General features: G+C 50.6%; 18 protein-coding genes and 2 pseudogenes. 9 read left to right on the top strand and 11 right to left on the bottom strand.

All coding sequences use genetic code 11. The annotated features are described in order from the left end of the window. Positions 1 to 31 precede the first annotated feature (31 nt). A complete protein-coding gene (locus KDD30_RS21435) occupies positions 32 to 1,192 on the bottom strand; it encodes an MFS transporter (protein ID WP_249199351.1) in 1,161 nt (386 codons plus the stop codon). A 747-nt stretch (positions 1,193 to 1,939) separates the two neighbouring features. Beyond that, the gene (gene ylqF / locus KDD30_RS21430) at positions 1,940 to 2,887 is read right to left on the bottom strand and encodes a ribosome biogenesis GTPase YlqF (RefSeq protein WP_211650538.1); all 948 of its coding nucleotides are present in this window, start codon (positions 2,885 to 2,887) and stop codon (positions 1,940 to 1,942) included. 294 nt (positions 2,888 to 3,181) lie between these two features. On the opposite strand from ylqF, the gene KDD30_RS21425 reads away from it, so the two are divergent. The 5 genes and pseudogenes from KDD30_RS21425 to KDD30_RS21405 all read left to right on the top strand — a co-directional run bounded on the left by KDD30_RS21425 (position 3,182) and on the right by KDD30_RS21405 (position 7,376). Further along, positions 3,182 to 3,646, top strand: coding sequence for a hypothetical protein (locus KDD30_RS21425; RefSeq protein WP_211650536.1), 465 nt, complete (start codon positions 3,182 to 3,184; stop codon positions 3,644 to 3,646). 71 nt (positions 3,647 to 3,717) lie between these two features. Beyond that, complete coding sequence (gene secD / locus KDD30_RS21420; RefSeq protein WP_211650534.1) at positions 3,718 to 5,553, top strand: protein translocase subunit SecD; 1,836 nt, start codon at positions 3,718 to 3,720, stop codon at positions 5,551 to 5,553. A 2-nt stretch (positions 5,554 to 5,555) separates the two neighbouring features. Next, positions 5,556 to 6,456, top strand: a pseudogene (secF, locus tag KDD30_RS21415) (protein translocase subunit SecF). 142 nt (positions 6,457 to 6,598) lie between these two features. After that, positions 6,599 to 7,000 (top strand): VOC family protein, encoded by a 402-nt coding sequence (locus KDD30_RS21410; protein WP_211650532.1) that lies wholly within the window; start codon positions 6,599 to 6,601, stop codon positions 6,998 to 7,000. Between the two features lie 145 nt (positions 7,001 to 7,145). Further along, complete coding sequence (locus tag KDD30_RS21405) at positions 7,146 to 7,376, top strand: hypothetical protein (RefSeq protein WP_211650530.1); 231 nt, start codon at positions 7,146 to 7,148, stop codon at positions 7,374 to 7,376. A gap of 86 nt (positions 7,377 to 7,462) precedes the next feature. On the opposite strand, the gene KDD30_RS21400 is transcribed toward KDD30_RS21405, so the two are convergent. Next, the gene (locus KDD30_RS21400) at positions 7,463 to 8,008 is read right to left on the bottom strand and encodes a hypothetical protein (protein ID WP_211650528.1); all 546 of its coding nucleotides are present in this window, start codon (positions 8,006 to 8,008) and stop codon (positions 7,463 to 7,465) included. 190 nt (positions 8,009 to 8,198) lie between these two features. Further along, entirely contained in the window at positions 8,199 to 9,176 is a 978-nt protein-coding gene (locus KDD30_RS21395) for a GlxA family transcriptional regulator (protein ID WP_211650526.1), read from the bottom strand. On the opposite strand from KDD30_RS21395, the gene KDD30_RS24775 reads away from it, so the two are divergent. Both KDD30_RS24775 and KDD30_RS21390 read left to right on the top strand, forming a co-directional pair. Continuing rightward, the gene (locus KDD30_RS24775; protein ID WP_256449242.1) at positions 9,175 to 9,300 is read left to right on the top strand and encodes a hypothetical protein; all 126 of its coding nucleotides are present in this window, start codon (positions 9,175 to 9,177) and stop codon (positions 9,298 to 9,300) included. The two genes, KDD30_RS21395 and KDD30_RS24775, sit on opposite strands and share 2 nt — an antisense overlap. A 61-nt stretch (positions 9,301 to 9,361) precedes the next feature. Next, a pseudogene (locus tag KDD30_RS21390) lies at positions 9,362 to 11,205 on the top strand (beta-ketoacyl synthase). A 75-nt stretch (positions 11,206 to 11,280) separates the two neighbouring features. Here KDD30_RS21390 and KDD30_RS21385 read toward each other — a convergent pair. The 5 genes from KDD30_RS21385 to prsT form a co-directional block, all read right to left on the bottom strand. After that, the gene (locus KDD30_RS21385) at positions 11,281 to 12,933 is read right to left on the bottom strand and encodes an AMP-binding protein (RefSeq protein WP_249199349.1); all 1,653 of its coding nucleotides are present in this window, start codon (positions 12,931 to 12,933) and stop codon (positions 11,281 to 11,283) included. Positions 12,934 to 13,217: 284 nt separating this feature from the next. Then, positions 13,218 to 13,703: a CreA family protein gene (locus KDD30_RS21380; RefSeq protein WP_211650515.1), complete on the bottom strand. Its 486-nt coding sequence runs from the start codon at positions 13,701 to 13,703 to the stop codon at positions 13,218 to 13,220. 150 nt (positions 13,704 to 13,853) lie between these two features. Then, positions 13,854 to 14,312 (bottom strand): hypothetical protein, encoded by a 459-nt coding sequence (locus KDD30_RS21375; protein ID WP_211650513.1) that lies wholly within the window; start codon positions 14,310 to 14,312, stop codon positions 13,854 to 13,856. 20 nt (positions 14,313 to 14,332) lie between these two features. After that, positions 14,333 to 15,130, bottom strand: coding sequence for a serine protease (locus KDD30_RS21370; RefSeq protein WP_211650511.1), 798 nt, complete (start codon positions 15,128 to 15,130; stop codon positions 14,333 to 14,335). A gap of 72 nt (positions 15,131 to 15,202) precedes the next feature. After that, entirely contained in the window at positions 15,203 to 17,971 is a 2,769-nt protein-coding gene (gene prsT, locus KDD30_RS21365) for an XrtA/PEP-CTERM system TPR-repeat protein PrsT (RefSeq protein WP_211650509.1), read from the bottom strand. A 146-nt stretch (positions 17,972 to 18,117) separates the two neighbouring features. Between prsT and KDD30_RS21360 the strand changes: the two genes are divergently transcribed. Further along, the gene (locus KDD30_RS21360; RefSeq protein ID WP_211650500.1) at positions 18,118 to 19,395 is read left to right on the top strand and encodes a GNAT family N-acetyltransferase; all 1,278 of its coding nucleotides are present in this window, start codon (positions 18,118 to 18,120) and stop codon (positions 19,393 to 19,395) included. Here KDD30_RS21360 and KDD30_RS21355 read toward each other — a convergent pair. Both KDD30_RS21355 and KDD30_RS21350 read right to left on the bottom strand, forming a co-directional pair. Next, a complete protein-coding gene (locus KDD30_RS21355; RefSeq protein ID WP_211650498.1) occupies positions 19,340 to 20,854 on the bottom strand; it encodes a chondroitinase-B domain-containing protein in 1,515 nt (504 codons plus the stop codon). The genes KDD30_RS21360 and KDD30_RS21355 overlap by 56 nt on opposite strands. Before the next feature lie 43 nt (positions 20,855 to 20,897). After that, positions 20,898 to 21,161 (bottom strand): hypothetical protein, encoded by a 264-nt coding sequence (locus KDD30_RS21350; protein WP_211650483.1) that lies wholly within the window; start codon positions 21,159 to 21,161, stop codon positions 20,898 to 20,900. A gap of 116 nt (positions 21,162 to 21,277) precedes the next feature. Here KDD30_RS21350 and KDD30_RS21345 point away from each other — a divergent pair, with 116 nt between their 5' ends. Further along, the gene (locus KDD30_RS21345) at positions 21,278 to 22,237 is read left to right on the top strand and encodes a hypothetical protein (RefSeq protein ID WP_211650482.1); all 960 of its coding nucleotides are present in this window, start codon (positions 21,278 to 21,280) and stop codon (positions 22,235 to 22,237) included. The last annotated feature ends 7 nt before the right edge of the window (positions 22,238 to 22,244 follow it).

Raw genomic sequence — 22,244 nt, 5'->3', positions numbered from 1 at the left:
TTGCGCCCGCTCTTTTTTGTGCTGACCGAAATTAACCGACAACCACCTGAGGCTTTTGCTTCAGACTCACCATCAACATATACACCGCTGTACTTGCAAGTGCGATGAAGAAAAAGTTCATCAGCCCATTGGCATGATGTAAAAAACTGCCTGCGCCAAGCGGACCCGCCACAGATCCAATACTGTAACTGAACAACATCACCTGTGTGGCAGAGACAATCTGCGTGGAATTCAGCGCATCACACGCCAGTGAAATCGCAATCGGGTACAACGCGAACGAGGACATTCCCAGTAATGCCAGCCCGATAACCATTACGGCGTAGCCTTCAAACAGCGTCATTATGCCAGTTGCAAAAATACCCAGTAAGCAGGCTGCTGCCATCAGAAGCGACTTACTCATTTTGCAGGATAAAGTACTGACGACAGGCTGAATTGCCATGCCACCGAGTACAGTGGATGCCATCAGGCCGCTGATCTGCTCGGCAGTCAATCCCTGAAGTTTCAGAGAGAATGGCAGCAGGCCATAAATGGTACTCATGACAATCCCAGACACCAGACACCCCAGAATTGCCGGTTTACTCAGCGCCAGAATCTGTTTGGTCGTCAGGCTTGTATGTTGTTCGCAAGCGGGTTGTGAATGTTTGGAAACCAGTGCCGGAACCATCGCAAGCACGACCAGAGCCAGAATGCTGAAAAATGGCAAAAGCCCTTCAACACCGATGAACCCGATCCCAAACTGACCTAATGTACCACCGCCATACAAGGCCGTCATATAGAAGCCCAAGCGTTTTGCTCGTTCTTTTTTATTGTCACCAATCAGTAACCAGGACTCGACGACAACAAAGATACCTGCAACCGCAATACCCGCGATAAAGCGTGCCAGCAGCCATACCCACTGTTCCGGCATGACAGGCATGATCATAATGGTTAAAGCAAGCAGAAACTGGAAGCCAATAAATGACAAACGATGTCCAATCTTGGCAACGACTTTTTCAATCAGTAAAGCACCGATGAGCAGTCCTAAATAAAATGTACTCGCCAGCCAGCTTGCCAGTGAAGCGGGCAGCTCAAAGTAGCTGAGTGTTAATGGAATCAGGCTCATGAGATAACCTGATGCAATAGCAAAAACCGCCAGTCCGGCTACGGGTACAAACATACCGCCGGACTGACGTGCCGCAGTGATATCACTCACGACAGAGATCTCCAAGTTTAGGGGGCAGGCCGGTGCGTGGCTGTCGTGAAGACAGTGATCTGGCCCGCTCAAGTCATTGCAGGAAGCGTATTCGGGTCAAATACCCAGGAATGATCGATTATCGAAAACCAGCCATTCTTGAAATTTGGGCAGAATATGGACTGAAAATGCGGTGAGGTAAAATGAGAAAAAGTAATAAACAAAGCGCATTTTTCTCACACAAAACATAAGGAAATAACAAACTTTAGAGCTATGAATGATACGAGGTGTTAAATCAAGGTTAATTAAATGATTTATTTATTTTTATCAACCGTTTGCTTGCTATGTAATGGTAATAAATATCATTGTTTTGTGGTGTAATCTTTTGCGTTCTATATATTTAAATTGCTTGTTGATCTCAAAATATTTTCTATTTCCACTGAAAAAATTTATACAGAGCGACTATGAGTCCGTCAGAGGTAAAGATGTAATTTTGGTGCATCCATTCACTGAAGTTGTGCATGATCGAGATAGTTGACAGCGGAAGTGTGAAGGGAAATCAAATAAATTATTGAAAAATATCGAATTAAAAAGTTGGCACGGTACGTGCTCTATTATGGGGAGACTGTGGCGGTGTTTTCTTGTGATTTAACAGGCTTAGATGACAAGTGATCTCCGCACTGCTGCAGGCGACTGAGTGTAGGTACATTTTGTCGATGATTGACTGTGGTGCTGTTCCGCGTAGCGGGGGAACAGCACCTTTTTTCGTTATCTTTTGTTTCTCAGATAGCGCTTACGGCGCTCTTCTTTATTTTTGGCTTTTTCTGCAGCTTTCCGTTCGTTCTCAAGCGCAACTTCGACCAATTCCTGCGTGATCATCTCTGGACGTTCCATTGTAATCTGGCCCAGTGTGCCATTTCGCAGTTCGTTGATCAGAATTTCAGATGCTTTATGCAGGTCCACTCTGCCGCCGGAACGCAAGCAGCCGCGCTTGCGACCGATGGCTTCCATCAGTTCGATTTCTGATTCAGGCAGTTCATCATCCAGTTCATAACGCTGTTTGATGAGGTCTGGATAAGCCTCTTTCAGATACTCGACCGTGAAGAATGCGACATCAATGTAATCCATCGCAGTATCTTTCACGGCGCCAGTTGCAGCCAGACGAAAACCACTGTGCGGGTTTTCGACTTTTGGCCACAAAATCCCTGGTGTATCTGACAACACAATGCCGTTTTGCAGGTTGATTCTTTGCTGCTGACGGGTCACCGCAGGCTGATTCCCGGTGATGGCCACCGAGCGGCCTGCCAGCGTGTTGATGATGGTGGACTTCCCGACATTCGGAATGCCCATGATCATGGTGCGAATGTTTTTGCCCATTTCTTCACGATTTGGCGCAAGCTTTCGGCACAGTTCCAGAATTTTATGGACTTCATTCTGATTCTCTGTGGTGATCGCCATCGCTTTCACATTGTGTTCTTTTTCCAGATGCGAAATCCAAAGCTCCGTCATTTCAGGATCAGCCAAATCGCGCTTATTCAACACTTTGATGACTGGTTTTTCACCACGAAGTGAAGCAATCAGCGGGTTTTCACTGCTGAAGGGAATCCGCGCATCGAGCACTTCAATAATGACATCAACTTTCGGAATGGCTTCTTCAATCTCTTTACGGGCTTTATGCATATGCCCCGGAAACCATTGGATACTTGTGCTAGACATTTGAAAAATAAACCTTTTACTTTGATGATCACGGTTTGAGGGACTAGGGTCAGTTTGTGAATACCAGGATAATTGCCGGATGAACCCAAATTGAGCCGTTTTCGGTGAATCACCGTTGAATCAGAGAACCCGCAAAGCCGTGCTGATTTGCGGCGATCTTAACACTATAACGTCTGGACGTGGTAGGCGGGTTCTTGAGAAGGATGCATAACCAATACCGGTGAATCAGATTTCGCTTGAGTGCTGTCACACTCAGCCTTATAGTGCCCTTGTGGTTTTTGAGGCTTTCGATTGATGTTCACGTATTTGATTCGATTTTTCTGGCTGTTACTGTTTGCGTTGGCTCTGCCTGCGCAGGCGATGGCATGCCTGAGCGAACCCAATACAGCGGCGTCACTGAAACAGATTGTTGCTGCGCCCCCCACTGCTCTGAAGCAGAACGTACGGGACGAGCAGCCATCTGCGCACAATCAACCTTCGTTACCCGAGACTCAAACCGGGTATGCCGGGTCAAACGTTGCAATTCTTCATTCTTTGCGCTGGAGCGCCCCCGCGCGATTTAATGCTCAGGGTGACGATCCGAACGTCGCGGATACAACCACACTGCTGTTCCCCCAAACCGGTATCAGTCTTGCCTTGCGTGATCTGTCGCATTCAAGACATCTGCCGTATCTGAATTTCCATACTTCTTATCGTCTTTCTGGCTGGAAAGAGACCAATGCCATGTATGTGGCACTCAATCGTCAGTACTTCAGCTGATTTTCTCTCACTTCAGGTGACGTTGTCACAAATTAGTTTCTGCAACTCAGCATCATGCTGAGGGGATAATCATGAAGAAAAAAAATACAAATGCATCCGCTCGGGTGCTGAACCGCTATGCTGCCTGGAAATATGTGGCGTTGGTGGTCACGATTGTTGTGCTTGCCCTGAGCGCGATTCCAACCTGGTTTGGTGAAAAGCCTTCTATTCAGATTCATTTTGCGGATACCCGTCATGAACTGAACTCTGTGGTCGGGATTGATCATTATTTGAAGCAGCAAGGGATCGCTGCGCAGTCGATCCAACAGAAAAGTCACCAGATGGTGCTCGTGTTTGAGAATGAATCGGCGCAGTCACAGGCGCGCACTTCACTGGATAAGCAAGTGAAAACCGGAGACTCAATTACTTATGGCTATGTTTCTGTCGCGCCGGCCTGGTTGGGTCAAATTGGGCTTCACCCGATTCAGCTTGGCTTGGATTTGCGGGGTGGCGTTCAGTTCTTATTGAATGTGGATGTGGAGAAAGCCTTTCAGGAACAGCGCGATACGCTGATGGATGATGTCCGCGACATGCTGATTGAGTCCCATGTCCGTGGGGTCAGGATGCAGCCACAGGGCACGGATGGCGTTCGGGTTGAGTTGATACCGGAGGCGGCACAGGGGCAGATCAGTCAGTATGTTGCACAGCATTATCCCGGATGGGAAATGAAGTGGAATTCTGGGTCTCTGACCATCGTCCCAACCGCACAAAACAAGCTGGATTTCCAGACGGCGACGGTCCAGCAAAATCTCAAAATCATGCGTGAACGGATCGAAGAGCTGGGGATCACCGAAGCACTGGTGCAGCGGCAGGGGGAACACAGTATCCGGATTGAGCTGCCGGGGGTACAAGACCCGTCTCAGGCCAAAAATGTGATTGGTGCGACGGCGAGTCTGGCATTTTATGAAGTGAAGTCGGGTTCCGAAGCGGGCGCTGGCCCGCACCTCACACTGAAAGATAATGAGGGCAGAACTGTGGTGCTGAACAAACGCCCGGTTCTGACCGGGGATCACATTGTGAATGCCAGCGCGGGTGTCGATCCGATGGGATTCTCTGAGGTGAACATCGCACTGGATCATGCCGGCGGCAAGAAGATGAGTGACTTTTCCGGGAAGCATATCGGCAAACCAATGGCGACGGTTTACCGCGAATATCAGACGAATACCCGGGGCGAAACCGTGCGTAAGGAACGGGTGATCAGCGTTGCGACCATTCAGTCGCAGTTAGGGAATCAATTTCGGATTACCGGGGCTGGCAGCCAGGCAGAGGCGCAGCAACTCGCCTTGTTGCTCAGAGCAGGTTCATTGACGGCACCCGTGACGATCGTTGAAGAAAGAACCATTGGGGCGTCTCTGGGCGCCGAGAATATTCGCAATGGCTTTACTGCTCTGGCTTTAGGGATGGCAATGACACTGACGTTCATGGCGCTGTGGTATCGCCGTCTTGGCTGGGTGGCTAACGTTGCACTGCTGATCAATATGGTTTGCCTGCTGGGTCTGATCGCTTTGCTGCCAGGTGCGGTGTTGACCTTACCCGGTATTGCCGGTTTAGTGCTCACGGTAGGGATGGCTGTGGATACGAATGTGCTGATCTTTGAGCGGATCAAAGACAAGCTGGCAGAGGGTCGCAGTTTTGCACAGGCGATTGATACCGGCTTTCGCAGTGCGTTCAGCACGATTCTCGATGCAAATCTGACCACGATGATCACGGCATTCATTCTGTATGCCATCGGTAACGGGCCAATTCAGGGCTTTGCGTTAACCTTGGGGCTCGGGTTACTGACCAGCATGTTCACCGGGGTATTTGCTTCGCGTGCATTGATTAATTGGGTATGGGGACGCGACAGTCGTCGTGATGTGAGGGTTTGATGATGAGTGAATTTTTCAAATTGCGGATTCGGAATATCCGCTACCTGACCAGTGTGGTCTCCATTGCACTGATGCTCATTTCGCTTGCGGCGTTTGCGATTCGCGGATTAAACATGGGTCTGGACTTTACGGGGGGCATGGTCACCGAAGCTGTTGTCAGTACTGAGGTGACGCATCAGCAAATGCTGGAGGTACTCAAACCTGCACTCGGAGAAGCAACGACAGTGACTGCCGCAGGTGGCGAGGGGCGCTGGGTGATTCGTTATCCGCTGGCAGAACCGGATCAGGCACCACCGGTTTTGGCAGATGTACTCCATCAGATTTCTGGTGAAGTTTCGGTGATCAGTAACAGCATGGTAGGTGCTCAGGTGGGTGAGGATTTGGTTGATCAGGGGGATTGGCATTGCTGGTGTGCCTCTTGAGTATTCTTGTCTACCTGTGTTTCCGATTTGAGTGGCGACTGGCCAGCGGGGCTTTGCTGGCGCTGATGCATGATGTTGTCTTGGTGCTGGGATTTTTCGCACTGACTCAGATGGAATTCAATCTGACCGTCTTTGCTGCGGTTCTGGCTATTTTGGGATACTCGCTGAATGACTCCATCATCATTGCTGATCGGATCCGCGAACTGCTGGTCGCCAGGCAAGAGACGCCGGTTTCAGAGATCAATGATCAGGCTGTGATTGCGACATTTTCCCGCACCCTGGTGACTTCCGGGACCACGCTCATGACCGTTGCGGCTTTGTGGCTGATGGGGGCGCCCCCTTGGAAGGTTTCGCCACAGCGATGTTTATCGGGATCGTTTCTGGGACCTGGTCCTCTATCTCCATTGGAACGGTGTTACCCGAGTGGCTGAAGCTGGAACCGAAACACTATTTGCCGGTCGAGGTTGATTCGGCCCCCTGATTGAGAAGATGGCACGAAGGTCAGCCGTTGCTGGCCTTTTTATCATTGTGAATTGACTGAATGAACCGAACTTGTTTATTGGCGCTGTTGAAATCATAGGACTATCTTTAAACGGAACTTTTTTATGTGCAATGGAGGCAATATGGAAAATCCGTTTCAACAGCATGGGGCATTCAGTTGGGCTGAACTCTTGGTTGATGACGCGCAGACCGCGATAGATTACTACACCAAAGTGATTGGCTGGGAGATTGAGTCAGTTCCTATGCCAGGCACAGAAAGCGGACAGCAGTATCACATCATCAAGGCGGGTGGGTCACCGGTTGCGGGTATTATGGAGCGGACGGCTGAGTTTCAGGATGCTCCAATTGGCTGGGGGAGCTATATCACGGTCGATGATGTGGACGCCTGTGCAGAGAAAGCAATCGCAGCAGGAGGCAAAGTTTTATACCCGCCGATGGATGTACCCAATGTCGGCCGGATGTGTGTCATGCTCGATCCTTGCGGGGCGGTTGTGTCTGTGATCAAATATGTCGAGCAGATGTAAGCAGATTGCGGTATCATGGCACCTGTTCACAGTTGAATCTTGCTTTTAATCGACCTTTTGTTCAACTGTCATTCAACTTCGCTATGCGAGGCTGAGTTTCTGAAGGCAGGGATTCTCCTGCTTTCAGCCGATAAAGAGGTGTAAGATGAAAAATATCATTGCTGGTGTGATTGCGCTTGTCATTGGCTTTTTTGCGTTAACTTTCGCAGCCGTGATGGGACTGACCATGGCTTTGGTGGCATTGATTGCGCAGCCATTCCTGAAACGTAAACTGGCCAAGCAGTACGCGACCTTTTACGCAGGGAATCCGGAAGCATCTTCAGGTCAGGGACGTGTGATTGAAGGTGAGTACGAGCCCGTACAGAATCACAAATAACCCCTCAGAGACCAGACAACGAATACAGAACGCCAGCGAATCACGCTGGCGTTTGCTATTTTGGGGCAGTCACTTTTCGGCGTTGCTTAATTCGTGCGCAGGCAATGGAAAAAAGCATCCAGATCGCCATCCTCCAGATAGAAACGATAGCGCCGATTGGCACTTTGCAATTCGAAACGGCCTTCATCTTCAGCAATTAACCGGATCAGCAAATCAAAGGCTTGTCTTGGATTGTTTCCGCCCAGCCGGACCAAATGTGAAATGCTGTAACTGCGGCGGGTGTCCGCCAGGCTGATGCCGCCGTGGTATTTTTTCCAGTTCGCAGTAAAGATCTCAACAGGCTGGCCAGTTCGATAATAACTGAAGTTTTCAAACCCTCTCGGGTAAGCGATATCGGCTTTCAGCGCGACATAGCGGCGGTTGAAGTCCTGATCGGCAATAAAGGCAATCTGGAAATCAGTTTCTATCTGATTCCACTGATTTTTAGCCAGATGGTAGAGATCGAGCCGACAGAGCTGCTGTCCCAGCACGGTTGTGCTGGTGGGCAACAGATTGGCGGCGGCACTCTGCACAGTACCGATTGCGATGAATAACCATAACCAGCGTAAGCTGGCAACAACCCGACACAACATTGCGATACGCCTTTGACTGCGAGGCGACAACATCCCCTGCATAACACTGAAAATCAGGACCCGTTACAGTAAAGCCCGGTCCATGTTCTTTCTTTTCAGCATAGCGACTGGATGAATTCACTTCCGCTGACTGGATTGCTAAGCCTTTGATCCGATCCGGATTTCCTTTGTTCGTCTCACTCCTGAAGCGTTAAGCCTGATAAATTTTCGCTTTCACCATGTTCCGGTACTGCGCAGGACTGAGGCTGAACTCTTGCTGAAATCGGGTGCTGAAGTGGTGCGCGTCTTTATAACCCACCTGTTCAGCAACATCTTGCAGGGATAAGCCGAAGTCACGCAGCAGGATTTGTGCTGCTTCCATACGCAGGGATTGCAGATACTCATGCGGTGTCTGTCCCACTTGTGCTTTGAAGCGGCGCTGGAATGTGCGAAGGGGTAAGCCGCATTGCCGGGCGATGTCTGCTGCGGTCATGGTTTGTCCCAGATTTCGTTTCAGCCAGTCCTGAGCCAGCGCAATCGACTCATCGAACTGAACTTCGCCACCAATCTGATAAAAGGGCTGCTGATTCGATTGTGAAATCTCGTGGCCGAAATGTGTCTCCACTGTTTTTGCAACGGTTTGGCCGAAGTGTTCTCGGATCAGGTACAAAACCAGCTCCGATTGTGAGTTGATACTGACGGTGCAGTACAAGCCATTGGCGACGGTAATTGAGGCTTGTCGGTTGAGCGAAACATTGGGATAGCGGGCCGCAAACTTATCGTAAAAATACCAGTGTGTCGTGGCGACCTGATGATCGAGCAGTCCGGTTTCGGCCAGCCAGCAAACGCCTGTTCCTGTGGCGATGATTTTGGCCCCCTGTCGGTATTGCTGACTCAGCCATGGCACCAGTGTCGGGCATTGTTTGAGTGATGCCAGCGGGTTCCCCCAGATAGGCGGCAGGATAATAAAGTCAAAATGCTCCGGCTCTGACAACGTCATATCAGGCTGAATGTGCAGGCCTGAATTCAGTGTGATCGGGGCAAGGCTGGTGGCCACAACAGAAATCGTCACCGGCTGCGATTTCTGGACCCGCCGTGGCCGAAGGCTGGCTGCGCTGCTCAGCATCTCTGCTGCCAGCGAGATGCCGGTGATGAGTGCGCGGGGATAAAGAACAAAAGCGATTTTCATGGTTGAGTCCGTGACATTACCGTTTGGTTTCCGGGTTGCTGAACCATGGCTGAAATTTGACTCAGTCGTCCGGTTATTCAGCTGGTTTGGCGTGAATGGCAGTAATTATGGCGCAATATCCTAATGAAAAGCCAGTCCAAGCTGGTAATCTGTGTGGCAACTCCTATTAAAGCAAGAATCAAAACATGAAATTACCATTGATTGTCGGAATTGGCGGTATCAATGCCGCAGGTCGTAGCTCAGGTTTTCACAGTTATAAACGCATGCTGGCAGACATATTGCCGGCCAGCGAGATGCATTCAACCTGGCAGGATCTGGCACATCGAATGGGGCTGGAAAAAAATGACATCACACCGTCCGTCATTGAAGCGATTCAAGCCGGAACCTTGGTTCGCCGGATCGAAACCTTTGACCCGGATCGTGTCCTTCAGCAGTACAAAGCGCAATTGAGTGCAGGCGATGATCAGATTCGTTTCACATTGCGTAAATCGAAACTGCCCGCGCAGATTCCTGCAAACTGGACACTGGAAGAAACCGGTTCGAAAGTCCAGGTGACGGTGCAGGGTGAACTGGATGCCTTGCTGGCAGATTACATCACTTTCCCGGTCAGCAGCGGCGGTAATATTCCCCGCGGTTTTGAGCCGGGGAAACTGTATAACTCCCGGCATCATCCACGGGGGTTGCAATTGACGGTCTATGGCGCTTCAGATGCTCTGAATTCTCTAGGCGTTGATTGGGATGAAGTGCTGCAGCATATTCGTCCGGATGAAATTTCGGTTTATGCGGGCAGTGGCCTGGCTCAGATTGATGATCAGTCTCTGGCGGGGATGGTTGCCGCACCCCTGACGGGAGGCCGGGTCAGCTCTAAAATGATGGCGTTGTCGCTGGCGGAAATGCCTGCTGATTTTATCAATGGTTACGTGATTAACAGTGTCGGAACCACAGGCACGAACATGGGTGCCTGCGCCACTTTCCTGTATAACCTGCGTCAGGGGATCCAGGATATTCAGAGCGGTCAGGCGAAAGTCGTCATTGTTGGTAATGCGGAAGCGCCTGTTGTTTCGGAGATTATGGAAGGCTTCCGCATCATGGGTGCACTGGCGGAAGATGAACAGTTAAAAGCGCTTGATCAGAGCGAGACGGTTGATAACCGTCGTGCCTGTCGTCCGTTTTCCGACAATGCGGGTTTTACCATGGCCGAATCTGCACAGTTCGCTGTGCTGATGGATGAAGAACTGGCATTAAAGCTGGGCGTGAGCATCTACGGTTCAGCCGCAGATGTGTTTATTAACGCCGATGGAAATAAGAAATCTATTTCAGCGCCGGGGGTAGGGAACTATGTGACGGTTGCGAAAGCAACGGCACTGGCACAAGCAATTCTGGGGCCGGACGGTGCTCAGAAAACTTTTGTTCAGGCGCACGGAACCGGAACGCCGCAAAACCGGGTCACGGAAAGCCATATCCTGAATGAGGTCGCGAAAACCTTTGGGATTTCAAATTGGCCAGTCACAGCGATTAAGTCTTATGTGGGCCACTCAATGAGTGCAGCGGCAGGCGATCAGCTGATGGCGTCTCTGGGGTTTGGCAGTACGGCTGGATTCCGGGTATTAAAACCATCGACCATATTGCAGACGATGTTCATCAGTCAAACCTCAATATTCTGATGGATCATTATTTTGCCGGAACGGCGGGTGATGACATGCAAGGGGTGATCATCAACGCGAAAGGCTTTGGCGGTAACAACGCATCGGCTCTGGTGCTGTCTCCGCAAAAGACATTGTCTATGCTGGAGAAAAAGTACGGACAGGTTGCTGTTGCGGAGTATCTGGCGCGAAATGTGAAAGTTCGGGAAGTCAGTGCCTCCCGTGATCAGCAGGCTTGTCAGGGTGAAGAAGAAATCCGCTACTACTTTGGTGAGTCGGTGATGGATGAAACCTCAGTCAGCCTGACCCCAGACAGTATTCAGCTGTCGGCTTTTCAGGACGCCATCGCGCTGCCGACGGCAAATCCATATGCCGAATATGAGTGATCGGTCGCTCTGAGATTGGTGATAACGAACGGGCAGCGTTTGCTGCCCGTTTAGATGAAAATGCCTGGTTATTGATTATTCTTCCCAACGGATGAGTTGATCTCTCGGCCAGTTGTTGCCAATGTCGTGATACCGTTTTTCCAGCAAGTGGCGTTTGATTTTGAGCGTAGGCGTCAGAATGCCGTTCTCAATACTCCACGGGTCGCTGATCATCAGTACCCCTTTAATTTTTGCGTGGGATTCCAGCTCTTTGTTGATGGTACCAATGGCTTGTTGAATACGACGCGCATAACGTTCACGGTCAAAATTCGGATAAGCATGTGGCACGGCCAGCAAAATCGGCGATGGCATTCCTGAGCCGATCAAACACATCATTTCGATACCGCTCAGTTCAAATAAACGTTTCTCAATCGGAACCGGAGAAACATATTTGCCTTTGGCAGTCTTGAAGTTGTCTTTCTTCCGGCCCTGAATGGCCAGAAAACCGTCTTCGTCTAAGCTACCCAGATCACCGGTGTGCAGCCATCCCTCATTGTTGAAGCTTTCTTTGGTCGCAATGTCATTTTTGTAATAGCCAGAGAAAAGGCCTTGACTGCGAACCAGAATTTCATCGTCTTCGGCAATTTTGATTTCGACGCCGGGCCCGGCACAGCCGACGGTTCCGATTTTGTCACTGCGGAATGGCAAGTTGAGGGTGCCGTAGGCAAAGTTTTCTGTCATGCCCCAGGCTTCGGTGATATTGAGTCCGACTGACTCATACCAGCGCAGCAATGCTGGTGAAACTGGCGCAGAACCGCAGCCGAGCACCCGAGCTTCATTCAACCCCAAGCCGTCGGCCAGCTTCCGTTTGATGATCCCGGATACAAAAGGAATCTTCAGCAGGATATTGAGTTTGCTCTGTGGCAGTTTGTCCAGGATCCGCTGCTGGAACAGCGTCCACAAACGCGGAACGGAAATGAAGAGGGTTGGGCGGTGCATTTTGACATCTTCAATGAAGGTATCCAGCGATTCAGGAAAAGCAACCTGAACGCCTGCCATCATGGATGTCCCCAGAATGAAGACCCGCTCAGTGATGTGCGCTAACGGCAGGTAGGAGAATAAACGTTCATTTTCAATGATACCAATATGGTCGATCAGGTTTTGGGCAGAGAAAGCGAAGCCACCGTAGGACAGCATGGCGCCTTTCGGCAGCCCTGATGTCCCGGAGGTATACACCAGAGACATCATGTCATCATGCTGATGCGCTGGACGTTCTTCGGATGGGGCATGTTCTGCAATGAGCGCATTCAGTTCGTGCTGACAAGCCGGCGTATTGTCGTAAGGGAAACTGATTGTGATGAGATCCGTCAGTTTGTCTGTGACTGCGGTAATGGCTTTTGTATCGTCCAGTTTACCGATAAAGAGGAGCTTGGATTCACTGTGAGTCAGGCAATGCTCAATGGTTTCTTCGCCAGCCGTCGGGAAGACAGGCACGCTGACATAGCTGCCAAGCATCATGGCCAGATCGCAGATATACCATTCTGCACAATTTTTCGAGATCAGGCCGATTTTATCGCCCGGCTGCAGCCCCAGGGCACGTAATGCGCTGACCAGTCGCAGTGCTTTATCTGCAACCTCAGCGAAGGTGAAATCCGTAAACTGGCGATTGATAATTTGTCGAAGAAAAATCTCATCCGGGCGTTCTTTCGCCCATTGCAACACGCGTTCGTGCGGTAATACCTGCGTCATGAGTGATTCCCTTGAAGTATTTGGCTGTAAAGGCAAAGTCATTCTTCCATTCCTTGGTTGTTATTATCTTGTTAAAACAATTAAATGCGTCTTTGCGGGATGCGTCAAGAGGGCACTGCATTGATTTTTCAGAAAAAATCGTACGGGTGACCGAAAGTAGCCCTTAACTTGTTGAACTTTAGACTGGAGTGAGACGTTGAGCCAGAATAATGCAGCTCTGTTTTTCTCAGAGCTGCGAGACAGGTAGGTTTTATTTATGTTACAGGATGTAAATCTAACTGAAATTACTGCGGCTGTGCGGGTGCGATTGGCATCTGATAGGCTTTGGTCCCCCACAGTGGCACGGTCGACAGGCTGTGTTTGTAACTGCCAGAGGTTTCCTTGGTTGAATAAGACACATACATCAGTGTCTGGCTTTCGGGATCATAGATCCGGCGAATTTTCATCGTTTTGAAAAAGACGCTTTTCGATTTTTTGAACACCACTTCACCCGATTTAGAACGATCGATTGCTGCGATCATTTCGGGCGTGATTTCTCCGGTCTGACGACATGAAATGGAGGAGTCACTTGGATCGGAAAAATCCAGATCGGCTTCAATACTGGCAATATGACAGGTCACACCCGGCACGAGCGGATCACTGAGGACATTCAGTTTAATGTCTTTGGTTGTAAAGACCCCCAGACTGACATCACCGACTTCGTTGTCTGAGCAGCCTGACAGTAAGGTGGTGCCAGCGATCATGGCGGTTAAGAGCAAAGCTCGTTTCATTGAAAGTCTCCATGGGTTTACAGTTTGCCAACGCATCGCTATCGATGTAGCGATTGCAGCTCCCCTTGATTCGGGGGCGGCTGGCGCAAGTCAGCATTCAGAATTTGTTGACAGCATAACCGGAAAGTTATTGTTTTGCCTGACTGACCCTCAAATTTTTCCTGATTGATCAGGGCCACTTCGCTTTGATGGCGATCTTCGGTGCTGTATCAGAGCACAAGACAGCCATCCGCCCAGAATGATGCCGGCCAGATTAGCCAGGCCGTCAGCGAGAGAGCTTTCACGGCCTGGCTGGAGGAAGCTTTGCGAGGCTTCGAGCATTGTCCCGTACAGCCCTAACAAGAAAAGCAACCGGATATAGTGGGGTATGTATTTGTGAACCGGTAATGCCAGCATGGCCAGAAGTGCATAACAACCGGCATGCAGGAGCGCATCCAGGCCTGTCACGTCATAACTGTTTAAGTCGGTGAGCGATCCCGGCTCTGCTGCGGGCATCAAAGTCAGGCCGGTAATCAATAATGCATGCAGCAGAAACAACCCCCTTGCCAGTGGAAGCAGGCTGCGTGCATGGCACCATTGATAGGCAGGATTCATGCTTGAATCACCCATGGCCTGATCTCCAGCCCTGTTCAGGGAAGTTGCGTCATTAACTGGGTCAGGTAGCGAATGGGGATCGCGTAAGTAATCGCACTGGGGTCAGATAAGGCATTTTCTTTACTCTTTTTCACCAGCACTTTGTTGATGATGGCAATCACTTCGCCGGTGTTCTGATGATAAACCGGGCTGCCGCTGTTGCCGGGGTAGGCGGTTGCATCCAGCTGATAGACCAGATAGGGTTTTTTCAGCTGTTTAAGCCGTGCAATCGACAGCTCTTTTGCGGTTCTTGCCGGAATCGCAATCGGGGTAATACTGGAGATCATGCCGCGATGAGTCACAGGATAAAGCCCCAGCACTGCGCCGATGGGAAAACCGGTAAAACTGTACATTTCACCTTCCCGGACCGGATGCGCAGACAGACGAAGAGGGCGAAGTGACTGTCCTGAAATTTTCAGTAATGCCAGATCGTGTTCATCGTCGCGGGCAATGACTCTGGCCGTGCGAACGTCTGGTGCAGTGCCTGTCCCGATAAAGACGACGATGTCGGTATTGCGATTGCTTGCAAGCGTTGCGGGCACGACATGGCTGTTGGTGGCGATGAACGAGCCATCCCCGACGGCAAACCCGGTTCCCATTAAATTGGCACGGGGCGTGTTCAGTTTGTGATAGGTGCCAACACCCACAACGGAAGGCTTAATTTGATGAATCACCTCGGGCAGTGCAGCCTGTACCGGGATCCCGGCGATCAGGAGGGTGAGCCAGAGACCCAGACTTTTGTATTGCAGACTGCAGTGATTCAAGATAGCGCGACAGAAAACAGTGAACCGCATGTGCTGATGCCCTCACAATAAAACAGATGCTGCACCCGCCGCGGGCGGGTGCAGGCGATCCTGAGAACCATTTCAGAGATTGATTTGCTTCTCCAGTTTATTTTTCAGATTCAGGAGTTCAGGGTCTGAAGTGTCAACGCCTGAAAGGATGGCTCTGGCATTGTCTGCTTTCTGGTTGGCCAGCAGGCTTTCCGCATAATGCAGGGCAATTTCGGCATTATTCTGGGCTTGCTTGTAGGCTTTCTCTAGCATCGGCAGCGAATTAGCGGTCTGTCCGGATTTGAGCAGGCAATAACCGTAAGTGTCCTGAATCTGCGGGTGCTCTTTGGCGAGTCCGAGTGCTTTCAAAGCATTGTCACAAGCCTGTTTGTAGTCTTCCATCGTCATATAAATCCAGGCCAGATTGTTCAGCGCCACAACATTGTTCGGGTCTTTCCGGAGCACATCCCTGTACTGGCTGATGGCTTTCTCGGGCTGTTCTTTCAATTGAAGCTGAGCCAGCGGCAAACGTAATGGCGCTGCTTTGTCCCCATGTTCTTTGAGGGCCTTTTCCAGAAATGCGATGGCCTGGTTGTTTTGCTGATTCAGCGTATACGCATTGGCGACATCACCGGCACTGAGGATACCGGGGTAAGCGTTGTAGCGTTTCAATTGCCACTCAAGCGCCTGTTGATAGTCTTTTTTCTGGGAGTGAATCGCCGCCTGCAACTGCATAAAGTATTGCTGGGATCTGGCGTTTTCCGGGATTAAATCCAGTGTTTTCTGGGCGGCAGACAGATCTTCGGTTTTGATCTGAAGGCCGGCTTTCATCATGGTGAACATGGGCGTTTGCGGAAAAAGTGAAGCTGCTTTGTCTGCCAGCGCGATGCTTTCTTTCACCTTATGGTTCATCTCTTTGATCTGAATGTTGCGGACATAAGCCTGCTGATTCAGTACATCCATTTCCAGCCACTTGGCATAAGCCGGTTCCGTTTCCCGGTAGTCCTGCTTGCTGAAATAAAGATCCCCCAGCAGTCGCCAGCTCTGCGCCGTTTGTTGCTGTGGTGTCAAGGCGCGAATGAGTTGAATGGCTTGATCGGGTTCTTTTTTCAGGATGTAGCCTCTGACCAGATCCAATTTCAGCGAGGTGTTGTCCGGATGTGCTTTGACCTGGGCTTCAACCATGGCGAAAGCCTGGTCCAGTTTGTTGCTCATCTGGGCATAGCGATACAGGGTTCGCGTGGTCAGGGAAGTGCCGGGCCGTTTCTCATACACTGCCTGTGCATATTGAAAGGCGGTATCCGGGTCTTTCTCAATGGCTGCAATCTGAGCCAGACCGAGTTTCGCCTGTAGGTTTTCCGGATCATCGTTCAGCACCTGCTGATAAATGGCTTTGGCCTGATCCGGTTTGTTTTCCACCAGATAGACCAGAGATTTCAGCATCAGTGCGGCCCGATCATTCGGATCCTGTGCAAGCCAGTCATTCACGACACCGTGGAGTTTTTTATACTCTCCCTGGCGAAGGTAGAAATAGGCCAGACCTAAATTCGCTTCCGGCAGATTCGGATCTTTCGCCAGCACCTGCTGGACAGTTTCAATGCCAGTTGTGTCGTTGTTTGCCAGTTGCATCAGACCCAATCGAAGTTGTGTATGCGGGGTTGGTGTCGACGAAGCTTGCTCAGCCAGTGACATCGCGTAATCACTGCGGCCAATCCGGGCGAATTCCAGACTCATGGCAGAAATAAACTGACTGTTCTCTTGTTTTGATGCGTCGAAACCACTCAGGGTTTGCATGGCACCTTCAATGTCACCCAGTTTGAGCTGGCTGGAGGCATACAGACGTTTCACCAGATTGTCTTCAGCAACAAAAGGCACGAGCTTTTCCAGACGGTCGCTGGCCAGTTCATAATTGCCCTGGTGATACGCCACGACACCTGAAATGAGATAAGTCGTCAGGTTCCGGGAGCCATTACGAATCGCAAGGTCTGCATGCACTTTTGCTTCGTTCTGTTCCCCTTTGGCATAGAGAATTGTGGCTTTCATTTCATTGCTGAGGGCGTGACCACTGAAAGCGGTCAGCAAATGATCCACATAGGTTTCAGCTTCGTTGTACTGCTCGGTTTTCACCAGTGCCTGAGCCAGATACAACGTATTCTGCAGGGCTTTGGGTGCGGTCTGAACCGCTTTCCGGTAACTGGCCGCAGCGGACTTGTTCTCTTTCATGCGGGTTTCAATGTGGCCTTTTAAAAGCCAGGCCTCACTGCTGTCCGGATAATCCTGAACAATCGACTCGAGTTGGCTCAGCGCCAGTTCCGGTTGTTCGTCTGTGGCTTCAAGACTGGCTTTGGCCAGACGTGTGTACAGAGTTTTCTGGCCAGTTCCCTGGGCCTGATCATACGATTTCCGGGCACTTTCTGGGTCGTTATCCAGCAGCAGCGCCATGGATTCCATCGCATACAGATCAGCCAGTGCATCAGGGCGGAGGCTCCGGGGCCGTTTCGCCAGATCGATCACTTCTGTCGTTTTTTTCTGTCCCAGATAGGCCCGCGCCAGCAAAGGTTCAATGTCATCGATGGTCTCGGCGCCACGGACGGCTTTATAGAGTTCTTTTTCTGCACTGGCGTAATCGCCTTGCTGCAGATAAATCTTGCCTAACATCAGTCGGGCCTGGCTGGATTCAGGGTGCTGCTGAATGGCATTTTTCAATTCAATCACCGCGGCATTCACTTCCTGATTAACAAGGTGAGTGTTCGCTTTCGACATGTATTCATCGACGGTCTGTTCACCACAACCAGTCAGTGCCGCTGCAATCAGGCCTGCCAGTGCAAGCCGGTTGAGCGAATTGTGAGGTAACTGAGCCATAAGCATCCCTTTGAGAGTTTTTTTGATGGACTTTTTTTAGGATAGTCACAATTTTGACGCTCAGACCAATCACATTGTGAAAAATCGTCTACAGAAAAATTTAACCTGAAAAGTCAAATGCTTTCCTTTTGCTATCATTGAAGCTAATGAATTTGAGAATTGTCGGACAGCAATGGATGGCTCGAAACAGTGATTTTTTTCAGTGTGAGTGGATCGCAAATCCGGATCCACAGTGGCTGAAAGGACAATGGATGGCACTTGAAGCACGAGCAGAGCCGAACCTGTTTCTGTCGTGGCTATGGATAGGGACTTGGTTGGACTGTTTTGTGGACGATTATTACGTGGTGCTGGCACGCAATGACGATACGACGGTCGGATTGGGCATCATTGTGATCAAAGCCAAAAAATTGGCGACGTTGAATGTGGGTCGCCAGTTTTGTCTGCATCGCACCGGCGATCCGTTCATGGATCAAATCTGGATTGAATACAACGACTTCCTGCTCGACAGTTCGGTGGCAGCCTTGGTTCGGCCCTTGATGACCGCCTGTGTCATGGCCAACATGAAAGGGACAGACACCTTTGTGGTGGGCGCAAGTGAGGCGCTGGATTTTCTTGGCTGCGATGTTGCTGAAACCGGCACGCTCGCGGTGAATGGCGTTTACGGGACAGACACGCTGATGGTACTGGCCGATGGCAGTGTTGTGCAGCCAGAGCGGGAGGTGGTGTGGGATTCAACGGCATACCGGTTGGACTTTTCACCACTTCGAGCAGAAAATCAGACACTCGATCGCTATCTTTCGCGAAATGCCCGCTATCAGATCAAGCGCAGCCTGAAGAAGTATCAGGCACTTGGCACATTGAAAATCACGACAGCCAGCAGTGTGACACAGGGGCTTCATTTCTTTGAGCATGCTGCGGAGCATCATCTGAAACGCTGGGGGCGCTCGCCTCATCAAAGCGGTTTTGCCAATCCGAATTTTCTTCATTTTCATCAGGAACTGATCCGCCGGGGATTCCCCAAAGGGCAGGTGGTCCTTCATCATCTGCAGGCCGGACAGCACGACCTCGGGGTGATCTATAACTTTCACTATGACCATTGGGTGCACTTCTATTTAAGTGCACTGAATTATGAAGCACCTGCACCGTGTGTTGACGCGAAGGGTAACGAAGAAGCAAACGGGGACAGACACCTGAAGCCGGGGCTGGTGGCTCATTATCTGCTGATTGAAGAGGCCATGGCGAAGGGTTTCGCGGGCTATGATTTCATGGGGGGACAGTCACGTTATAAGCAAACTTTCGCGAATCAGACCGTGGGGTTAGCGGTGTATCACTACCGGTTCCCCCACGTGGTGTATGCCATGAAAAAGGTTATTCGCGGGCTGAAGCGCCGGGTCTGGTCACAAAGCAGTTCTGGCTGTCCTTGAATGCACCGGCAAAGCTGTCTTCAGGACTGATCCGGTTGCCACAAAAGTCAGTGACCTCGTTGTGCGTCGCAATCGGGTAGGGGGTTGCCTGTGACATCAGTTTTGCTTTACTGGCGTCGTCTTTTGGTGTGAAGTTGCCGATGGCCGGGGAGGTAAACCAGCGATCCAGCGGTTGTTTGTCGGTGAAGAACGCCCGGGAAAGCAGCAGGTTGTTCGAGGCCGTGGCTTTGCCCTGATCCCGCTCTCGGATCTGTCCGCTGACGACATTATTGACCAGATGCGCACTGGACTGCGGAAATCGGACATCAACCCCGGATGTATGATAGAAAATATTGTTATTGACCATGACATCACTGGCTTTATTGATGTAGAGGCCGACATCATTACAATGCATCACAATATTATTTCTGACCGTGTGGCGAAACCCTTCTGCGGAGGCCAGTTCCCGCCGACTGTTTTGTCCCATTCCTCCGCCACCGAGCGATAAGCCGACCTGAAAACCACCATACTGGCGGCTGCTGGTGTTACAGATCACCAGATTATTTTCGATAACACCACCTTCACCGCCTCCTTTCATGAATGCCCCGTAACTGACCTGATTGCCACCGGTTTTGATGAAATCGCGGATGATATTCCGGTCAATCACCCAATGATTGCCGTGATCCAGATTGATGGGCGTCACGGAGCGGGATGTGTCTCTGGGTTTGGTGTTGTAGAAATGATTTCGCCGGATCAGGCCGTGATCCGGGAACTGTTCCTGAATTCGGTTCACTTTGATGGCTGCATTGAAATCGATAAAGGTGTTGTTTTCGATTCGGGTGTGATCTGCCTGACCCACGATGTGTAACGCATGATCGCACCGGGAAGTTTTTGCACAAACGCCCTGAAATGTCAGTCCGCTGATGATCCAGTGCGGCTGGTTGATCACGATGCCTTCCAGGCTGTCCATTTTCAGTAACACCCGACCTGACGCTTCTGCTCTCAGCGTGACCGGCCGAGATGCCGATGGTGTCACCTGGCTGATATTCAGGCGCTTGCCATGGAATTCATAGGTCCCTTTTTTCAGAACAATGTCCTGACCGGGCAGCACCTGTTTGAGCGCTTTTTTCAGACTGCGAGCATCACTGACCCACAAGGTACCCAGCGAAGCGGCTGGCAAAGAACTGGCTACGCTGGCTTGTGTGTCTGGCCCGATAGTTGGCCAGGATCTCGGGTCGAACTCACGCCAGAAATAGGTCGGGCTGGCAAGATTGGTTGCGACACTGGTGAGTACAGTCTGGACCGGTTGTAATTCAGGGATGTGCTGTTGCAGTTGGTTTGCCGATTGGCGCAGGCTCTCCGGTAACGTTTCCCCCTGAGAATACCAGTGTTTCACCAGCACTATTCCACAGAGAACCACTAGCAGATGAGCCAGTAATCCGACAGTAGCAAAATAGGTTTTCAGGCCATTGCTTCGCATATTCTGACTTCCTCATCCGGTACTTGACTGAACATCAATCAGGTCAAAAAAATCCTGCGGTACTGACAAAAAGTATAGAAAAAATCCCCATGGCGGGGCGATGGATCGTTTGTGAAGCAGTCCAATTTTGTTCGTCTGCTTGACGAAACTTCAGCGTGACGGGTCTTTCATCAAGGATTTGAGGGCGTTTCATCCTCAGATCATGCGTTTTGATGCTTAGCTCTGTCCACGGTTCTGAGGTTTGGTTTTGCTGGGATACAGGTGGAATTTTGTGATCGCTATGGTTGCTCAGCAGTTCTTGTGCCATCTTTATTAAGTCAACCGATAACAAGAAAATACTGCGCCGAACGTACTTCGGATTGACTTGGGGCAGCTCTCCAAGTTCGGGACCGTTCTGAAACTGCAATGGAACCAGGGGTAGAGATGGTAGCGAAACTGCTGGTCGTGATACATGCTGAAGAAGAATTTAACTGGGAGCAGGGATTCCACAGTCAGAATCAAGCTGTGACCCATCATCAGGCACTGATTCCGTTTATGGGTGAGCTGATTGGGTTAGGCGCAAAAATTACACTGGCGATGGATTATCCGTTTGTCGACAGCCCCGGTGGCAGAGAAGTCATCTCGCATTACCAGCACAGTGCTGGCCAGCACGTTGAATTTGCTGCACACCTTCATCCTTGGGTGAATCCGCCATATCATGCCAGCTCCAGCGCTGAATCAGAGTTTGAGTCTTACCCCTGTAATTTGTCACCCGAAGTCGAGTACGAAAAAATTCGAGTTCTGACCGAAAAGATCCAGACCGTTTCCGGACTTCCCCCGGTGACCTATCTTGCCGGACGATTTGGTATTGGCCATCACACCAATCAGCATTTGCGCGCGCTGGGTTATCAGGTGGACTTGAGTATCAGCGCTTATTGCGATTTCAGTCATCAGCATGGTCCGGATTTTAGCGATCGAACCAATGCCCCTTTCATTGACAATAAAATCTGCCATGTCCCGCATACCAGTTCCTGGTTGTCCCTGTCCCGGCAGATCGAACGGAAAGCCAATCGCAGCCCTTCCTGGTGTAAATCTCTGAATCGCTGGCATATTACACGACTGCTGGGGAAAGCATTTCGTCTGAGAAAATTCCGGCTCTCCCCGGAAGGCAATGATTTTTCTCAGCTGCGGGCCATTACTCAGGCACAGTTAAATATCGGGCAGACGGTGTTTGTGTTGTCTTTTCATTCGCCCAGTCTGGTGGCAGGCATGACCCCCTACGTGCAGACCGCAGAGGACAGTCAGTTACTGAAATCAACCACCCGGCAGTACATTGAGTGGTTTCAGCAGGAACTGGGCGGTGAAATCGTTCTGGCGAAAGAGATGGCGGTTGCTCAGGGGTAAAGGCAGA

This window comes from Photobacterium sp. GJ3, from assembly GCF_018199995.1.
Taxonomy (GTDB): Bacteria; Pseudomonadota; Gammaproteobacteria; order Enterobacterales; family Vibrionaceae; genus Photobacterium.
Note: the sequence above shows the minus strand (reverse complement) of the source record. Positions and strands in the feature narration are given on the sequence as shown.